The organism is Patescibacteria group bacterium (assembly GCA_004297215.1).
In the GTDB taxonomy this organism is placed as follows: Bacteria; Patescibacteriota; Patescibacteriia; order UBA9934; family GWF2-40-263; genus 2-01-FULL-63-20.
The window spans coordinates 825,877-842,311 of sequence record SCUM01000001.1 but is presented as its reverse complement, the minus strand read 5'-3'; the positions used below and the strand labels follow the sequence as shown (position 1 = coordinate 842,311).

General features: G+C 62.0%; 14 protein-coding genes, 1 tRNA gene and 1 rRNA gene. 7 read left to right on the top strand and 9 right to left on the bottom strand.

The features are described 5' to 3' along the window. A partial coding sequence (locus EPO34_04150) for a hypothetical protein (GenBank protein ID TAK04301.1) occupies positions 1-1,743 on the bottom strand: 1,743 nt, incomplete at its 3' end. Between the two features lie 108 nt (positions 1,744-1,851). Between EPO34_04150 and EPO34_04145 the strand changes: the two genes are divergently transcribed. Genes EPO34_04145 through EPO34_04135 form a run of 3 tightly spaced genes read left to right on the top strand, consistent with a single transcriptional unit; the run spans position 1,852 to position 4,906 of the window. After that, the gene (locus tag EPO34_04145; GenBank protein TAK04300.1) at positions 1,852-2,565 is read left to right on the top strand and encodes a hypothetical protein; all 714 of its coding nucleotides are present in this window, start codon (positions 1,852-1,854) and stop codon (positions 2,563-2,565) included. A gap of 14 nt (positions 2,566-2,579) precedes the next feature. Then, the gene (locus EPO34_04140; protein TAK04299.1) at positions 2,580-2,975 is read left to right on the top strand and encodes an Hsp20/alpha crystallin family protein; all 396 of its coding nucleotides are present in this window, start codon (positions 2,580-2,582) and stop codon (positions 2,973-2,975) included. Then, complete coding sequence (locus tag EPO34_04135; protein TAK04298.1) at positions 2,822-4,906, top strand: hypothetical protein; 2,085 nt, start codon at positions 2,822-2,824, stop codon at positions 4,904-4,906. The genes EPO34_04140 and EPO34_04135 overlap by 154 nt, the downstream gene beginning before the upstream one ends. Positions 4,907-5,505: 599 nt before the next feature. Here the strand turns inward: EPO34_04135 and clpP are convergent. The 3 genes from clpP to EPO34_04120 all read right to left on the bottom strand — a co-directional run bounded on the left by clpP (position 5,506) and on the right by EPO34_04120 (position 8,123). Further along, on the bottom strand, positions 5,506-6,105 hold the full coding sequence (gene clpP, locus EPO34_04130; GenBank protein TAK04297.1) for an ATP-dependent Clp endopeptidase proteolytic subunit ClpP: 600 nt from the start codon (positions 6,103-6,105) through the stop codon (positions 5,506-5,508). Between the two features lie 65 nt (positions 6,106-6,170). Further along, positions 6,171-7,136: a hypothetical protein gene (locus EPO34_04125; GenBank protein TAK04296.1), complete on the bottom strand. Its 966-nt coding sequence runs from the start codon at positions 7,134-7,136 to the stop codon at positions 6,171-6,173. Positions 7,137-7,328: 192 nt separating this feature from the next. Next, complete coding sequence (locus tag EPO34_04120; GenBank protein TAK04295.1) at positions 7,329-8,123, bottom strand: hypothetical protein; 795 nt, start codon at positions 8,121-8,123, stop codon at positions 7,329-7,331. 440 nt (positions 8,124-8,563) lie between these two features. Between EPO34_04120 and EPO34_04115 the strand changes: the two genes are divergently transcribed. After that, positions 8,564-10,921, top strand: coding sequence for a hypothetical protein (locus tag EPO34_04115; protein ID TAK04294.1), 2,358 nt, complete (start codon positions 8,564-8,566; stop codon positions 10,919-10,921). A gap of 71 nt (positions 10,922-10,992) precedes the next feature. Beyond that, a complete protein-coding gene (gene rpsP, locus EPO34_04110; GenBank protein TAK04293.1) occupies positions 10,993-11,313 on the top strand; it encodes a 30S ribosomal protein S16 in 321 nt (106 codons plus the stop codon). 51 nt (positions 11,314-11,364) lie between these two features. On the opposite strand, the gene trmD is transcribed toward rpsP, so the two are convergent. The 3 genes from trmD to EPO34_04095 are packed head-to-tail and all read right to left on the bottom strand — an operon-like array spanning position 11,365 to position 12,907. Beyond that, a complete protein-coding gene (gene trmD / locus EPO34_04105; protein TAK04292.1) occupies positions 11,365-12,045 on the bottom strand; it encodes a tRNA (guanosine(37)-N1)-methyltransferase TrmD in 681 nt (226 codons plus the stop codon). 29 nt (positions 12,046-12,074) lie between these two features. Further along, positions 12,075-12,563: a four helix bundle protein gene (locus EPO34_04100; protein ID TAK04291.1), complete on the bottom strand. Its 489-nt coding sequence runs from the start codon at positions 12,561-12,563 to the stop codon at positions 12,075-12,077. 11 nt (positions 12,564-12,574) lie between these two features. Continuing rightward, complete coding sequence (locus tag EPO34_04095) at positions 12,575-12,907, bottom strand: KH domain-containing protein (GenBank protein ID TAK04290.1); 333 nt, start codon at positions 12,905-12,907, stop codon at positions 12,575-12,577. A gap of 166 nt (positions 12,908-13,073) precedes the next feature. Here EPO34_04095 and EPO34_04090 point away from each other — a divergent pair, with 166 nt between their 5' ends. Continuing rightward, positions 13,074-13,439, top strand: coding sequence for a metallopeptidase family protein (locus EPO34_04090; protein TAK04289.1), 366 nt, complete (start codon positions 13,074-13,076; stop codon positions 13,437-13,439). A gap of 36 nt (positions 13,440-13,475) precedes the next feature. Here the strand turns inward: EPO34_04090 and EPO34_04085 are convergent, their stop codons facing one another. Continuing rightward, positions 13,476-14,261, bottom strand: a complete 786-nt coding sequence (locus tag EPO34_04085) for a DUF541 domain-containing protein (protein TAK04288.1) — start codon at positions 14,259-14,261, stop codon at positions 13,476-13,478. A 462-nt stretch (positions 14,262-14,723) separates the two neighbouring features. On the opposite strand from EPO34_04085, the gene EPO34_04080 reads away from it, so the two are divergent. Beyond that, a 16S ribosomal RNA gene (locus EPO34_04080) occupies positions 14,724-16,210 on the top strand. Between the two features lie 146 nt (positions 16,211-16,356). Here the strand turns inward: EPO34_04080 and EPO34_04075 are convergent. Beyond that, positions 16,357-16,431: transfer RNA gene (locus EPO34_04075), tRNA-Phe, on the bottom strand. Positions 16,432-16,435 lie beyond the last annotated feature (4 nt).

The following is a 16,435-nucleotide window of genomic DNA, read 5'->3' as shown; positions in this document are numbered from 1 at the left end:
CGCGCTCTCGTCGAAGAAGAAGGAGGCGCCGGCCACGGTGGAGCCGCCCAGCACCAGGTCGTCGGTGGCGCTCGAGAGGTACGTGAAGGTGCCGTCGTCGGTCCACTTGGACCCCCCGGCACCGATCGCGGCGTCCAGGTCGTCGAGCACGTCCTGCACCGTCGTGGCGGAGGAGTTCGTGAACTCGTCGAACACGCCCACGAGGCTGGCGCCCGAGGTGCTGTTGGAGGTCCCGACCGCGGAAAGCAGGATGGTGCCGACCGTGAGCGAGGACACGGTGGTGGCGCCCGCGCCAAGCGTGCCCGTGACCGAGACGTTCCCCACGGTCCCCCCGTCGGTAACGGTGAGCAGCGTGTTAGTGCCGTCGGTCACGACGAGCGAGTCGGTGTTCGGGATCGCGATCGCGGGGGACGCCGCGCCAAAGGCGAGGTTTGCGTTCACCGTGAGGTCGTCCTGCACGATCACAAGGTCGGCCGAATCCAGGATGATGTCGTTCGTCGCCCCGGTCGAAGAGACCGTGATCGCCCCGGTCGCGGTGAGGTTGCCGATGCTCGTGAGGTTACCCGAAGAGTCCAGGCGCACGGTTCCCGCGGTGGAGAGCGAGGTGACGGCGTTGACCGTGCCGCCCTCCAGCGCGCCGCTCGTGTCCCAGGTGCCGCTGCCCGCGATGCCGGTCGCGCCCGTGATCGCTCCGGCGCCGGAAATGTCGAGCGTCGGCGAATCAAGGAGGTCCGTATATCCTCCCCCGCCCGTGTTGGTGATGAGGATGGCGTCCCCGATCGCGAGATCCGCGTCCGCGTTGTCTATAAGGAGGGCGGCGTCCAGGCCGTTCGTGTTCGCGCTGCTCGCCTGGCCGATCGCGATGCCGCGCGTGGTCCCGGCCGTGGCGCTTGGCGTGCCCGTGAGCGAAAGCATGCTCACTGTGCCGCCCAAATCCGACGTAAGGCCGACGTTCTCGGTACCCGCAAACGTGAAATCCACGTCCGCGTTGAACGTGGCGGCGGCGTTCATGGTGAGGCCGTCGGCCGTGAGCGCCCCGTCGATCGTGAAATTGCCCGAGGAGTCGAGCGAGTTGGCGGAGGAGAAGAACTGCACCGCGCCCGTGGCGCCGGCCCCTTGGATGGTGAGCGCGGTGGCGCCCGTGGCCGTGACGTTAGGAGCGGCGTCGCCCAAGACGAGATCGCCCGAGGTGAGCACCGGGATCTCGTCGCCGTCCGCGCTCTGGGCCGGCGTGAACCCGCCAACCGTGCGCGCGTTGATGGCGTAAGGCGCGGAGGTGATGCGCTGGCGCGGGGAAAGGTTCTCAAACGACTCGTCCCCGCCGGCGCAGCTCCCGCCCACCTGCGTGGCGACCTGCACGTTCAGGTACACGTCGTCATCGTCCTCGAAGTTGAAGTCCAGGAGGTCGCCGCCGGCCCCGGTGTCGCCCACGTTCACGTTGAACACGCCTTGGGTGACCTCCGCGGTCATGTTGGAAGGCGTGCCCGCGGGCCACAGCTGGCTGTCGGGCGCTCCCACGGTCGCGTCGTCGAAGATCGAGAAGCGGAAGCAGTAATCGGTCCCGCCGGATCCGCCAAGCAAATCTCCCGCGGAATCAAGCAAACGTCCCTGATGGCTGATGATGCGCGGCACGTCCGCATGTGCAACGCCAATCTGACCGAAAATCATTCCGGTCACCAGCAGCACGCCTACCACTCGTCGGGCCCACTCGAAAAAATTCGGGCTGTGGATATGGGGTGCCACAATGCGTACATGGTACTCCAAAAAAACATCCCCAACAACGAATGACCTTATCCACATGCAAGCGACGTCTAGGAACCGGAGGCGGAACGCGGTAGGATTCACGCAGATATGCCCCCGTTCGCCTACGTCACCCTCGCCATGCTCGTCATCTGGGCGTTCCTGTTCGTCGTTTCCGAGCGCACCCGCCTCGAGCAGCTCGCGATGTCCGCGCTCGGCCTCATCCTCTCCCCCACCGCCCTCGCGCTCGTGGCCGCGGATCATCGTTCAGGCTCCGCGCAGGCGTCCGTTTCGCCGGGCATCGCCGAATTCGTTTTCTCCGCCGCGATGTTCGGCATCGCTGCCGTCGCCTGCCATCTCGCGCTGCATGCCCCGGCAGCTGCCGGGCATGCCCGCATCGCCGCCTGGCGCGGCGCGCGACTGCGCATCCGATCGGCGACGCTGTCGTTCGTCGCGCCCCTGCTCATCGTCGCGGGAGCGTGGCTGTTCGTCGCGGTGGCGGTTCAGCTCACGCTCGCGATCCCTCCCGTGCCGGCGCTCGCCCTTTCCGGCGTCATGATGGGGCTCCATGCCGTCGCCGACCGCAAAGACCTCCTGCTCGACGCCCTTGTCACCGGCACCGTGATCGCCGCCTTGGTATTCTCCGTGGAGCAGGTATTCTTCGTCCGTCTGTTCCCGGAAGCGGCGGCCGCGTTCTGGAGCGCCGAAAACCTCTCCGGTATCCTGCTCGCCGGCATCCCGATCTCGGAACTCCTCTGGGCGGCCGTCGTCGGATTCACCGCCGGCCCGATGTACGAGTACGTCCGGCAGCGCCATCTCGCCTAACGCCCTCTCTCCCTATGGAACACGTGGAAGACCACGCCTATATCGACGCCCTTGCCGACGCGGTGCTCAAGCCCGAGGAGGGACAGCTTTCCGTGGACGTGCTCGAGACCCCGCGCACGCTCGTGATCCGCTCGGCGATCGCCGGGCTCGCCGCCGACGAGCTCGATGTGAACGTCACGGAGGATTCGGTCACCATCCGCGGCAGCCGCTCCCACGGGCACGTCGACCACCCGGAGGCGCTCGTGCACGTGCAAGAATGCTTCTGGGGGAGCTTCTCGCGCTCCGTCATGCTCCCATGCGCCGTGCGGCCCGACGAAGCCGACGCCTCGCTGCGCAACGGCATCCTCACGATCACGCTCCCGAAAGCCGAAGCGCGGGCGCATATCAACGTCGTGGACCGGAACGTGTGAAGGATGCGCTGAAGAAACTGTTCTTTTGGCGGACGACGACCGCGGCGGCCGTCGTGTCCTTCCTGCTCGCCCTCGGCGCCGCCGTCGTCACGTCGGCCGTGTGGGCGCAGTCGTACGACGGCCGCATCGCCCCGCGGGTGAGCATCGGCAGCGTGCCCGTGGGCGGTCTCACGCGCGAAGAAGCGGTCGAGGCGGTGCAACGCGCCGTCGACCGACGCCTGGCAGAAGGCGTTCCCATCGACCTTGATGGCAGGCATGCCGTCATCCCGCTCATCACCTTCATGAGCGGGGACACCACCGAGGACGTGACGTTTGACGTGAGCGCGGGCGCCGAGGCGGCGCTCGCCTACGGCCGCTCCGAGTCCCCGGCGCTCGACGTGCTGCTGCTCATGCGCGCGCGACTGTTCGGGCCCATGCGACGGATCGACGTTCCGGTCGCCCTCACCCGTGAGAACGTGGAGACGAACGTCCGCGCCGCCTTCCCGGACCTGGAAATCCCGTTCAAGGAAGCTTCGTTCTCATTCACGGAAGAGCGCGACGGCTGGCAGGCGGACGTCGTGGAGGGCGCCGTCGGCCGCACGTTCGACTTCGATACGTTCGTCCCCCGTCTCACCGAAGCCCTCCGTTCGCTCTCCCCGGCCCCGGTCCGCCTTTCCATGACCGCCATGCGGCCCACGATCGAAGCCGAAGCGGTCCGCATGCGGCTCGAACAGGCGGAAAACGCCCTCGCGCGCGCTCCCTTCCCCTTTAAGCTGGAGGATGCGGAACAAGGGACGGAGGAACATCCCGTCATCTGGAGCATGAACGCCGCGAAGCTCTCCCGCATGCTCGTCCCGAGGTTGCAGGACGGATATGTCTTCCTTGGGGTGGATGAGGAAGCGTTCGGCAAGGAGCTCGATGAGCTCGCGAAGGTCGTGGAGATACCGGCGCGCAACGCCCGGTTCCAGATCGTGGACGGCAAAGTCTCCGAATTCGCGACGAGCCAAGCCGGACGCGCCATCGACAGGCGTCTGACACAGGAACGGTTCGAGAGCGACCTTAACGATGCCAGCGTCGGGGTGTTCGAGGAGGGACGAGAGACCTCGATCGTTCTCATCGATACCGAGCCGAGCGTCCAAACCTCTCAAGGCGACGACCTGGGCATCGTCGCGGAACTCGGCACGGGGACATCAAGCTTCAAAGGGAGCCCGAAGAACCGCATCAAGAACATCAAGAACGGGGTGAAGCTCCTGAACGGCCTGCTCATCGCGCCCGATGAGACCTTCTCGCTCATCAACGCGCTCAAGCCGTTCGATGCCGCGAACGGCTATCTCGCCGAACTGGTCATCAAGGGGGACAAGATCACGCCCGAGCTCGGCGGCGGGCTGTGCCAGATCGGCACCACCACGTTCCGAACGATCATGAATTCCGGCCTCCCCGTGGTGGAGCGACGCAACCACAGCCTCGTGATCTCCTATTACGGCGATCCGAGCAACGGCAATCCTGGGACGGACGCCACCATTTACGAACCGGCGCCGGACCTGAAGTTCACGAATGACACGGGCCATTACGTCCTGTTCCAGGCATTCATGGACGAGACGAAACAGACGCTCGACTTCCACTTCTGGGGAACCTCCGACGGCCGGAAAGGGTCCTACACCCCGCCCAAGGTGATCCGATGGATCCCGTTCGGCGACCAGGTGGACACCCCGACCGAAAGCCTCCCCGCCGGAGAGCAGCAATGCCAGTCCCCGCACAACGGCGCCGATACCACCTTCCTGTATACGATCGCGCGTCCCGACGGGACGGAAGAACAGACCGAGTTCGCCTCGCACTATCGTCCGCTCCCGAAAATCTGTCTCGTGGGCACCGGCGCATCGAGCGTCGAGGCGCCGACGGGGGCCATCGACGCGGGAGGCGCGGTCACCGCTCCGCCGACCGTCACTCCGTGATTCCATCTATTCCGTGTCTCCATACGTTCCGCACTTCCGAAACACGCTTATCCACATCTCTCGCTTGTCGCATGAAACAGAAGGCGTATCATCATGGATGACCTGTCAGCGGCGTCGCTTCTCCGGCAACGCTCCTGCACATGGCATCCAACGCACACAAACAAAAAATGACCATACCCGCAGAGGGTCTGGTCATCCTGAGACGCATCAGCGGCGAAGGAACTCCCGAGATACCCCGGGAATGCAAAAGGCCGTTGTAACGAGTGAACTGCAGGCAAGAAATTTCAGTCGTGGGGTGGTCGAGCGTTAGCCAGAACACCCACGAAATGAAATCCCATGCTTGTCGTGCCTGCAGGTCACTGATTGCAACGGGCCTTTTTGTTTGCCCGCCGTAGCCTTTGGCGAAGGCGGGTTCTCTATCCCCTATCGTCACTGACGGGGGAAGGTTGCAAAGAGAAGGAACGATTGACTCGCTACTTTACGGGTGACACGGATATTTGTCAACGTCCTGCACCATCCCGATGTTATCCCGAACAAACACACAGGCCAGGGCCTGTGTGTTTTCTTAGAAAAGCATTGATTTTGGCTGTCAGGACCGGCTAAAGCGTCGTGATCACCTTGTCGATCAGCCCGTACTTCTTCGCGTCCATCGGGTCCATGAAGTTGTCGCGCTCCGTGTCCTCTTGGACCTTCGATTTCTTCTGGCCGGTGTGCGTCGCGAGGATCTCGTTCAACCGATCCTTGATCTTGAGGATCCTGGTGGCGTGGATGTGGATGTCGGTGGCTTGGCCCTGGAACCCGCCCAGCACCTGGTGGATCATGATCTCGGAGTTGGGCAGGCTGAAGCGCTTCCCCTTTGCGCCGCCGGCCAAGAGCACCGCGCCCATCGAGGCCGCCATGCCAACGCAGATAGTGGACACGTCCGGCTTCACGTACTGCATGGCGTCGTAAATGGCGAGCCCGGCCGTGACGGAGCCGCCCGGGGAGTTCACGTACAGCTTGATGTCCTTGGTCTTGTCCTGGCTCTCGAGAAACAACAGCTGGGCGATGATGAGGTTCGCCACCGTGTCGTCCACCTGGGTGCCGAGGAAGATGATGCGGTCCTTGAGGAGGCGCGAATAGATGTCGTAGGCGCGCTCGCCCTGGTGCGTCTTTTCGATGACCGTAGGGATGAGATAGTTGGCGGTAGGGGTATCCATAAGGTTTTATGAAGAATGTAGGATGTAGAATGAAGGATGGGACTGAGGATGATTCATTCTACATCCTACATCCTACATATTTCCGTTTTTAGACACTCCTCCGCCTCCTCAAGGGTAACGCCGCTCATGCGGCAGCCGGCGGCTTTCACATGCCCTCCCCCGCCAAAGCGCCTGGCAACGGCCGACACGTCGCTGCCGTGGCTTCTCATGCTCACTTTGACCATGCCCGGCGCCTCCTGCAGCACGGCCACGGTGGGCGCGTCGATCATCATGGCAAGGAAGGTGGAGAACTCCTGCAGGTCGTCGTCCGTGGCGCCGTGCGCGGCGAGGTCCGCGAGGGTGACGTGGGTCACGACCCAGCCCGTGCCCGGGAGCTCGCGGAGGCGCTCAAGCGCCGTCCCCCACGCGCGCAACGCCGACATGGGCCGGTTGTACATGAGCGCCCGGATCACGTCCTTGGGCTTCCCTCCGCATCGCACGAGCTCCGCCGCCGACAGGAACGCGCGCTCGCACGTGGCCCCGTTTGAAAACGCCGTGGTGTCGAAGTAGATGCCGGCGAGCAGGCACAGCGCCGCTTCCTTGCTCGGGACGATGCCGTTCTCCTTGAAGAACCGGTGCACCACCTCGGCCGTGGCCGGCGCGTCGGTGAGTACCTGGTTCACGTCGCCGTACCGCGGGTTTGTGGAATGATGGTCGATATTGATGATGGCGGGCCGCCCCGGGACGGGCTTCAGCAGCTCCGCCGCGAACTCCTGACGCGAACAGTCGAAGAACGCGATCGCGTCGAGCTGCACGTCCGCGAACACGCTTTGGTCGCTCGTCGTCCGCTCCAGATGCGGCAAGAACCGATAACTCTCCGGGACAGGAGTCACGACGAACACGCGCGGCGATTTCCCTTCCTTCATGAGCCAGTCCGCCACGGCCAAGGCGCTCCCCAAGCTGTCCCCGTCAATGCGCGCGTCGCAAACGAGCAGCGGCTTCTTCGCTGCCTTGAGCGTGTCATGGATGCGCTGGTGCACGAAGGCTTCCATAAGGATCGGACACTCTACCGCGGCAAGGAAAGCCGGTCAATCATCCCGTTAACCATGGGAGGTTCAACCTTGGAAGTTCAACCTCCCAACGTACGCGACCGCCAAATCCACCCGCCAAACGAAAAGGCACTCGACGGACCAAGGACCAAAGGTCCAAGATCCATCGAGCGCCAAGCGTTCGAGTCCCGAGCACTACCCGAGGGGAGGAACGGAGTAGTCCGGGTCGTCGTTGCCGCGCCAACGGGCGCCCAGGAGCACCCCGCCCGAAGCGGTATCGCGGAACACGATCACCACGCCCTGCCACTCCTCGTCGCCGTCCTCGGGGACGTTCGACTCGTAGCCGCCGCAGAACCAGGCGCACCACGTGTCGTAGTCGATGGCCTGAACGCGTTTGGGGAACAGCCACGCGAGCACGATACCTTCGTCCGCGAGGGACTTGGGGCCGCGCACCGACGTGACGTCCTTGCGCTTGCGGTTGGCCGACAGGTCGTTCACGATGATCCACTCGACCACGGCGTGGTGGGTGTGGTTGCCGGCGTGGAGCTTGAGGCGCTCCACGTCCTTGCCCTTGTACGGCACCTTGCCGGAGTGGAGCAGTTCCCACCGCCACAACTTCTCGCCGTGCACGCGCTTCATGGCCGCGGCATGCGCCTCGAAGGTCTGCGCCACGCCATCATTCCCTTCACCAAAGCGGATGCGGAACGAGCGGTAGGCATCGCGACCCTTGGGCCAGGCCGGTGCCGACTCGGCGAGCTTGGCGAGCGTCTCCTCGGAGATGCCCCAGTTGCCCTCGGCATTCTGCTTACGCATGGCCGAGAGCTGCTCCTCGACGGTCTGCTCGAAGGGGTTCACTTCGAGCCGCTCTTTGAGCGACTTCACCAGCCACTCCATCGACTCGTCGTCGCCAAGGAGCTTGAGCACCATAGGGACCGTTCCCCCGAAGCGGAAGAACCGCTCGAAGAACTCCGCGGCCTGTTTGAGAAACACGTTCGTCATCTCGTACCTCGCGCCACCTCATGACCAGCCCGCAGGAACGCCCCATGCGCCCCGCGGACCATGCCTATAACCGTTGAGAGTGGCGTCCTGGGGCCGGATCCAGCCTCAAAACGCCACTATCAACCTGCCTACCGGCAGGCAGGCGACGATGATCCATTCTAAGGAACGACGGTTGAAAATAGCATGAAAACGGGCTTTTGTCAACGCCGACGCTCCGGTATTTCGGAGGTCGGCGACCCGACCGAATGCGTCGGGTTCGAAACCCTCGGAATTTGCCTACGCCCGAAAACCAATCTCGTCCTTGGACGGTTCCGGTTCGGAGAACAAGGCGAGGGGTGAACGTCTCATGCCCATCTTCTCGGAATTGGGTATCACAAATTGTGATACCTAATTTTTTAGCTCATCTTGGGTCAAAATGAACATGAAATCGAATGGTGGTATACTTCCCCGCAGTTATGCATCTGACAGAACTGACCCTCCAAGGATTCAAGACCTTCGCGGTAAAGACCACCCTGCGTTTCCTCCCTCCGTCCGACGGCAGGTTCCCCGTGACCTCTGTGGTGGGGCCCAACGGAAGCGGGAAATCGAACGTGGCCGACGCCATCCGATGGGTGCTGGGCGAGCAGTCGCTCAAGCTCCTGCGCGGAAAGAAGGGCGAAGACGTGATCTTTTCGGGTTCGGAAGGACGTTCGCGTTCGGGGTTCGCCGAGGTCACCCTCACGCTCGACAACCACGACCGCGCCATGCCCATCGACTACGCCGAGGTGGCGATCACAAGGCGCCTCTACCGTGACGGCGAGAGCGAATATCTCCTGAACGACGCGCCAGCACGCCTCGCCGACATCCAGCTCCTACTCGCGCAGTCGGGCGTGGGCACGCGCAGCTACTCGGTGATCGGTCAGGGGATGATCGACCACATCCTCGTGTCCTCCCCCGAGGAGCGCAAGGCGTTCTTCGACGACGCCACGGGCGTGCGCCCGCTCCAGATCAAGCGCCACGAGGCGATGCTTAAGCTCAAGCGCACCTACGAGAACCTGTCGGAAGTCGGGATGCTCCTTGGCGAGATCGAACCGCGCCTCAAGAGCCTCAAGCGCCAGGTATCGCGCCTCGAGGCCCGCGCCGAGGTGGAGGCCGCCCTGCGCGAGGCCGAACGCGCCTACTACGGCACCTTGTGGTGGAACACTGAGGATCATCTGCGCGCCACGAAGGAGAAACACGACGCGCTGCAGGGCCAGGTGGCTGCCGCGGCGGCGGGCATGAAGGAGCTTGAGGCACGCGTGCTTGAGATCGAAAAGGAAGAGCGCGCCAAGGAAGGCCCGGATGACGGGCTCGTGACGCTCCAAAAGAAATATCAGGAATTGCAAAAACGCCGCAGCAAGGTGCGCGACGAGTCGTTCGGCGTGCAAAAGGAGATGGAGCTCGCCAAGGTACGCGCGCAGTCCAATTGGGCTCCCCTGCCGCTTTCGAAGATCATTTCCGAATTGGACGGATTGGTGGTCGATCAGCGGTCGGTGCTGAAGCGGGTGAAGGAGATAAGAGAGCTTGAGGAGCTTGAGGAGCTTGGGGTGGTAATCGATCGCGTGCTCGACCGCTCGAGCAAGCTCGTCGGCCGCCTTCAGCGCCCGGCGCCGGAAGACGTGAAGCCGGACCCGGCGCACATGAAGCGCCTGTTCGAGCTCGATGAGGACCTGAAGACGGTCGAGGGCGAACTCGCGGACGTCGAAAGGCAGATGGAATCGAGCGCGAAATCGGAACGCGCCGTGCGTACCGAGCTCATTGACCTGCAACGCGAGCTTCGCACGAAACAGACGCAGGTGCATCTCGTCGAAAACCAGCGCAACGGCCTCTCGATCGAACTCGCGCGCCTTGAGGAGCGTCGCGCCAACCTCGCGCGCGAGATGGACGAGGCCGTCAAAGATGCGGGGGGCTCGATTCGCGCCACGCGTCCGGCCGCGACAGCAGACACCGAAGCGCTCTACCCCGAGATCCAGCGCCTGCGCTACAAGCTCGAGCTCATCGGCGGCATCGACCCCGAGATCGTGAAGGAGTACGAGGACACCAAGTCGCGCTTCGAGTTCCTCGACGCCCAGGTGAAGGACCTCAAGGAAGCCGTGGATTCCACCGAGAAGGTGCTCGACGAGCTCGACCGGCAGATCAAAGGCCAGTCCGAAAAGGCGTTCAGGGCCATCAACGAGGAGTTCCAGAAATACTTCAAGGTGCTGTTCGGCGGCGGGTCCTGCGGGCTCGTGAAACTCACGCGCGAAGAGGTGGAAGCAGAAGATTCCAGCTCCCAGATTCCAGATTCCAAGTCTGGCGTCACCCCCGACCGCGTGAGCCAGGACACGGTGGCGGCCGAGCGCGTGGAGCATGAGGAGGACGCCAAGGCCGACATCAAGGAGAAGCTCAAGGAGCGCGAGGACCGCGTGGTGGGGGTGGACATCCAGGCCACGCCCCCGGGCAAGAAGCTCAAGGCGCTCAACCTGCTCTCCGGCGGCGAGCGCGCGCTTACCTCCATCGCGCTCGTGTGCGCCATCATGAGCGTGAACCCCGCCCCGTTCGTGCTGCTCGACGAGGTGGATGCCGCGCTCGACGAGGCCAACACCTTCCGCTTCGCGAGCATCCTCGAGACGCTGTCCAAGCTCTCCCAATTCATCGTCATCACCCACAACCGCGCCACCATGGAGCGCGCCGACGTGCTCTACGGGGTCACCATGGGCGACGACGGGGTCAGCAACCTCATTTCCGTGAAGCTCGAGGAGGTGACGGACGCCGGCACGGCACGGCGTTGACAATCCCGGTGCGCTCCCCTACACTCGCTCCACTGTCAGATCACGCTCAATGATTTGATAACCGTACTCACATGGTCACTATCCGCCTGTCCCGCGTGGGACGAAAAAACGCCCCCAGCTACCGCCTGGTGGTCCAAGACAAGCTGAAGGATCCGTGGGGCAAGTCCATCGAGATCCTCGGGCACTTCAACCCGCACGCGAATCCGCGGGAGATCGTGCTCAAGGCCGATCGGGTGAAGCACTGGCTCGAGAAGGGCGCCCAGCCTTCCGACACCGTGTGGAACCTGTTCGTCGACCAGAAGCTGGTCGAGGGCAAGAAGCACAGCGTCACCCATATCTCGAAGACCCGCGCCAAGGCCATGGCCGAAGAGAAGGCCAAAGTGGCTTCGTAGAAGCCATCCTGAGCGAAGCGAAGGACCTCGCCGCCTGAAACGAAACCGCCCTTACCGGGCGGTTTTCTGTTTTGCCTTGCGCCACTGTTCGATCTTGGCGTGATTGCCGGACAGGAGCACGGACGGCACCTTCCACTTCTTGTACGCCTCCGGCTTTGTATATTGCGGATACTCGAGCAGCCCTTCCTCCCCGTGTGATTCCTCGGCGAGCGATTCCCTCTTCCCAAGCACGCCTGGGACGTTCCGCGCGATCGCGTCGATCATGACCAGGGCCGGAAGCTCTCCCCCGGTCAGGACGTAGTTGCCAATCGAGAACGCCTCATCCGCGACATGTTCCTCGACGCGCGCATCAATCCCCTCGTAGCGGCCGCAGATGAAGATGAGCTGATCATACTTCGCCAACCTCTTCGCGTCCTTCTGCGTGAACGGCTTCCCCGACGCGCTCGTCACGATCACCCGGACCTTCTTCCCCCTCAAGCCCTTCAAGCTCCTCAAGCTCTTCACCCCTTTCTCAATCGGCTCCACCTTCATTACCATCCCGGGGCCTCCGCCATATGGCGTGTCGTCCACCTTGCGATGCTTGTCCGTCGACCAGTCCCTCAGGTTGTGCGCGACGACCTTGATGAGCTTCCCCTTCTGCGCCCGACCCAAAATGGACGCCTCCGCGTACGGGGCGACCACTTCGGGAAAAATCGTCAGGATGTCGAAGCGGCGAGGTTTGTGGTTGGGCATAGATGTTGGTGCCTTCGGCGTTGGTAGCCCTACGGGCTGTTCGTACTTTGTGTTTGTTGGATTTCGCTTTTTGTCTGGCGGGCGCGGGTTGGCTGGGTCTGCAAAACCCTCCTTAAGTTAATCAGCTTAAAATACAGGGTTGTAAGCGTTTCTTCAATAGCATCATCGTACGGCTGAAATCCGAGCTCCGCTGCTAACATCAATGACTCTCGTACCTCCACGAGCGATTTTGTAGAAATCTGGACAAAACGAGCGAAGTCGGCCGAGGTACCCGCGCTCCCTTCCGCAAGATTCAGACAGACGGAAACGGATGCGCGCCGCACTTGATGACCCAATCCCCCTAACATGCGCTCATCGCCCGGCCACGACTTCGTCCGACGGTAAACATCGATGCACAGCAAACGCGCCATCCGAACGACATCAAGCTTTTCGTAATTCAATTGCATACCAACGGCATCAGCCACCAACGCATCGTAGATGTCCCAACGAAAATCGACTACCCCGTAGTCGATTTTCACGAACGTCTTGTCTAGATGCCCAGGTCGTCGATGGACGCTTCGCCCGTCGGGGCGTTGGCGGCTTCCATGTCCTCGCGCGGGATGCGCATGCGGCGGGAACCCTCCGGCTCGTGGATCTTGAAGTTCACGCGCGCGTCGTTCTTGGCCCCGACGATCTTCAGGAGCGTGCGCACCGAACGGGCGGTCTGGCCTTGGCGGCCGATCACGTACCCCATGTCTTCCGGGTTCACGTGGAGCGTGATGAGTACCCCGCGCTCGTCCACCGTGCGTTCGGTCTTCACCTCGTCCGGCTTGTTCACGATCGCCTTGATGACGTACTCGACGAATTCCTGGTCGCGTTCCATATCAGTGACATCTGATTCGGCCTTGCTTAGTTAGCAGGGAATATGGTATCGCCGAGGTAAACCGACTGTCAATTTCCATTTCTTGTCATTGCGAGCCCGTCAGGGCGAAGCAACCTTCCGGGAGATTGCTTCGTCGGCTGAGGCCTTCTCGCAAAGACAGAATCCTATGACCCGCGAAGAATTCGAACGCCTTGCCGGAGAAGCTTTCGACCTGCTCCCCGAGCATGTCATCGCCGAGCTCGACAACGTCGCGATCGTCATCGAGGACGAGAGCCCGGACGGCGACCGCCTGGGCGAATACATTGGCGTCCCGCAAGTGGAACGCTCCGACATGGACGTCGCTCCCCTCCCCGACAAGGTCGTGCTGTTCATGGAGGACATCCTCGACGAGTGCGGCGACGCCCATGAGGAGGTGCGGGAGGAGATCCGCCGCACGCTCTGGCATGAGATCGCGCATCACTTCGGTTGGGAGGACGAGGACATCGAGGCGTCCGAGGTGAAAAAGGGGTGGAGAGAGGAACCGGAGGAATAGAAAACCCCTCCCTTCGCGAAGGGAGGGGTCCTTCTTTTAGTCCACCAGCTTGTACGTCACGCTCACGTTGAGGCTCACTTCGTTCTGACCGGGCTGGATGTTGGGCGCCTCGATCCCCCCGCCAAAGCCGGCGGACATGGCGCGGTCATAGTACGGGACGGGCCCGCCGCCGGAATATTCGCTGTAGCCCACGACGCGCTCCAGCCGGACCCCCAGCGTGGCGGCCAGCGACACGGCCTTCTCCTGGGCGTCCTTGAGCGCCTTTTCGCGCGCCTCGGCAAGCAGGTTGCTCGGGTCGTCGATCGTGAAGGAGGGACCGGAAATATTGGTGGCCCCGTTCTGTCCGGCCGTCTGGAGCACGGAGGCGATCTTCGCCACGTCGCGCACCTTCACCGTGACCTGCTGGCTCACCACCCATCCCTTGGGCTGACGGCCCGATGAGGTGTACTCGATGTCTTCGTAAGAATTGTAGGAGGATGTCTGGATGTCATCCTCGCTGATCCCGAGCGCCTTCATCTTGCCGAGCAGGGCGTTCATGCTCTCGGTGTTCTTCGTCTGCGCCGAGGCCACGTCGGCGCCGCGGCTCTCCACGCCGAAGTACACCGTGGCGATGTCGGGCTTCCCGAGTGCCTTGCCCGTCCCCTCCACGGAAATGACATGTTCGAGCGGCTCGGGCCGGCCCACCTGCCGCGCCTGCCGCATGGCGAGGTCGGTCTTGGCCCACAGGAACATCGTGCCGAACGCGCACAGCAGGACGAGCGCGAGGCTGGCTGGCCTGTTCTCTTTCCATTTGGGAATCATATCCTCCTTGGTTAATGACATTGGGGGAATGATAGCACGGAAGGCCGGAATTCGGCCCTCCCCAGCCCTTCCACACCCCCTCCCCCAAAAGCTCCTCCGACGCCCGGTTTTCCGGGGTCGGAGCCCCGACTCCCTGCCTCCAGGGACGTCGGGGTTGACAGGGTTTCGCGACCCCACTAAGATACCGCCACGAAGTTCACAAGCGGATCCAAGGAAACGGACTCATTCGAGGGCTTGCCCCGAATGAGTTTTCCATTGACCCTTGAGGGCGCGCGCCTTCAAAATCGAATCAGATGTCGTACAACTCAAGTTGTAAGACGCCAATAAATACACGAGTCAAGGGTCACGAGATTTCATTCCAAGGGATTTGTCTCCTGGGTGATTGCAACGTCTCGTAGATGTGCAGGACTCCCTCACGGGAGTGCCGGCACTTCGATATCGCAGAGCCCTGAGGCGCCGCAAGGCGATCGAAGGGTTTAATCTGAGAGTTTGATCCTGGCTCAGGATGAACGCTGGCGGCGTGTCTAAGGCATGCAAGTCGCACGACCCATAGGCGATTACATCAACGATGGGAAGTGGCAGACGGGAGCGTAACGCATTGGTAACCTACCCTGAAGTCGCGGACAACCCCGGGAAACCGGGACTAATACGCGATATGGTCCCGACGGTAAACGTCGGGATGAAAGCTCCGGCGCTTCGGGAGGGGCCTATGTTCTATCAGCTAGTTGGTGAGGTAACGGCCCACCAAGGCTATGACGGATACCGGGCGTAAGAGCGTGACCCGGCTCACTGGGACTGAGACACTGCCCAGACACCTACGGGTGGCTGCAGTCGAGAATATTCCTCAATGGACGAAAGTCTGAAGGAGCGACGCCGCGTGCCGGATGAAGGTCTTCGGATCGTAAACGGCTTTTATAGGGGACGAACAAATGACGGTACCCTAAGAATAAGAGGTTGCTAACTCTGTGCCAGCAGCAGCGGTAATACAGAGACCTCGAGCGTTATCCGGATTTATTGGGCGTAAAGGGTCCGCAGGCGGTCGCGTGCGTCATATGTCAAATCCTCGGGCTCAACCCGAGATCGGCGTGTGATACGGCGCGGCTAGAAGCTGGGAGAGGTACATGGAATTGCTGGTGTAGCGGTAAAATGCGTTAATATCAGCAAGAACACCAAAGGCGAAGGCAATGTACTGGAACAGTCTTGACGCTCAGGGACGAAAGCGTGGGGAGCGAAAGGGATTAGATACCCCTGTAGTCCACGCCCTAAACGATGAATGCTAGATATCGGGAGTATCGACCCTCCCGGTGTCGACGAACCAAGCTAACGCGTTAAGCATTCCGCCTGGGAAGTACGACCGCAAGGTTAAAACTCAAAGGAATAGACGGGGACCCGCACAAGCGGTGGAGCATGTGGTTTAATTCGACACTAAGCGAGGAACCTTACCTGGGCTTGAAATCTAGCTGCAAGCCGCCGGAAACGGTGGCCGCCTTCGAGGGTGCTAGGTAGGTGCTGCATGGTTGTCGTCAGCTCGTGGCGTGAGCTGTTCCCTTAAGTGGGGTAACGAGCGCAACCCCTGTCCCGTGTTACTTGTCACGGGAGACTGCCTTCGTAAGAAGGAGGAAGGTGGGGATGACGTCAAATCAGCATGGCCCTTACGTCCAGGGCTACACACGTGCTACAATGGTCGGTACAATGGGTTGCCAAGCAGCAATGCGGAGCTAATCCTCAAAGCCGATCTCAGTTCGGATCGAAGGCTGCAATTCGCCTTCGTGAAGCCGGAATCGCTAGTAACGGCCAATCAGCTATGTGGCCGTGAATACGTTCTCGGGTCTTGTACTCACCGCCCGTCACGCCAAGAGAGTTGGGGGTGCCCGAACGTCGCCGTAGGGCGGCGGAAGGCAAAACCAATGATAGGGGCGAAGTCGTAACAAGGCACCCGTAGCGGAAGCTGTGGGTGGATCACCTCCTTTACCAGGGAAACCACCCCGACGTCATGTCGGGGTCAGTCCTAGGTCGAGATCAGTCTCAAACACTGATTGACAGTAGTAGAACCTTGAGACGTTGCAATCACCCAGATGATAAACGAAAACACCCCGACATGATGTCGGGGTGTTTTTGGTGCCGAGGGTGGGAATTGAACCCACGACGCCAGGCTCTTCAGGCCTGCGCTCTACCACTGAGCTACCTCGGCAGAC

Excerpts from the sequence above, each read along its gene's own strand:
- EPO34_04145 (TAK04300.1), top strand. The coding sequence starts at position 1,852 with ATGCCCCCGTTCGCCTACGTCACCCTCGCCATGCTCGTCATCTGGGCG.
- EPO34_04140 (TAK04299.1), top strand. The coding sequence starts at position 2,580 with ATGGAACACGTGGAAGACCACGCCTATATCGACGCCCTTGCCGACGCG.
- EPO34_04135 (TAK04298.1), top strand. The coding sequence starts at position 2,822 with ATGCTTCTGGGGGAGCTTCTCGCGCTCCGTCATGCTCCCATGCGCCGT.
- clpP (TAK04297.1), bottom strand. The coding sequence starts at position 6,105 with ATGGATACCCCTACCGCCAACTATCTCATCCCTACGGTCATCGAAAAG.
- EPO34_04125 (TAK04296.1), bottom strand. The coding sequence starts at position 7,136 with ATGGAAGCCTTCGTGCACCAGCGCATCCATGACACGCTCAAGGCAGCG.
- EPO34_04115 (TAK04294.1), top strand. The coding sequence starts at position 8,564 with ATGGTGGTATACTTCCCCGCAGTTATGCATCTGACAGAACTGACCCTC.
- rpsP (TAK04293.1), top strand. The coding sequence starts at position 10,993 with ATGGTCACTATCCGCCTGTCCCGCGTGGGACGAAAAAACGCCCCCAGC.
- trmD (TAK04292.1), bottom strand. The coding sequence starts at position 12,045 with ATGCCCAACCACAAACCTCGCCGCTTCGACATCCTGACGATTTTTCCC.
- EPO34_04095 (TAK04290.1), bottom strand. The coding sequence starts at position 12,907 with ATGGAACGCGACCAGGAATTCGTCGAGTACGTCATCAAGGCGATCGTG.
- EPO34_04090 (TAK04289.1), top strand. The coding sequence starts at position 13,074 with ATGACCCGCGAAGAATTCGAACGCCTTGCCGGAGAAGCTTTCGACCTG.
- EPO34_04085 (TAK04288.1), bottom strand. The coding sequence starts at position 14,261 with ATGTCATTAACCAAGGAGGATATGATTCCCAAATGGAAAGAGAACAGG.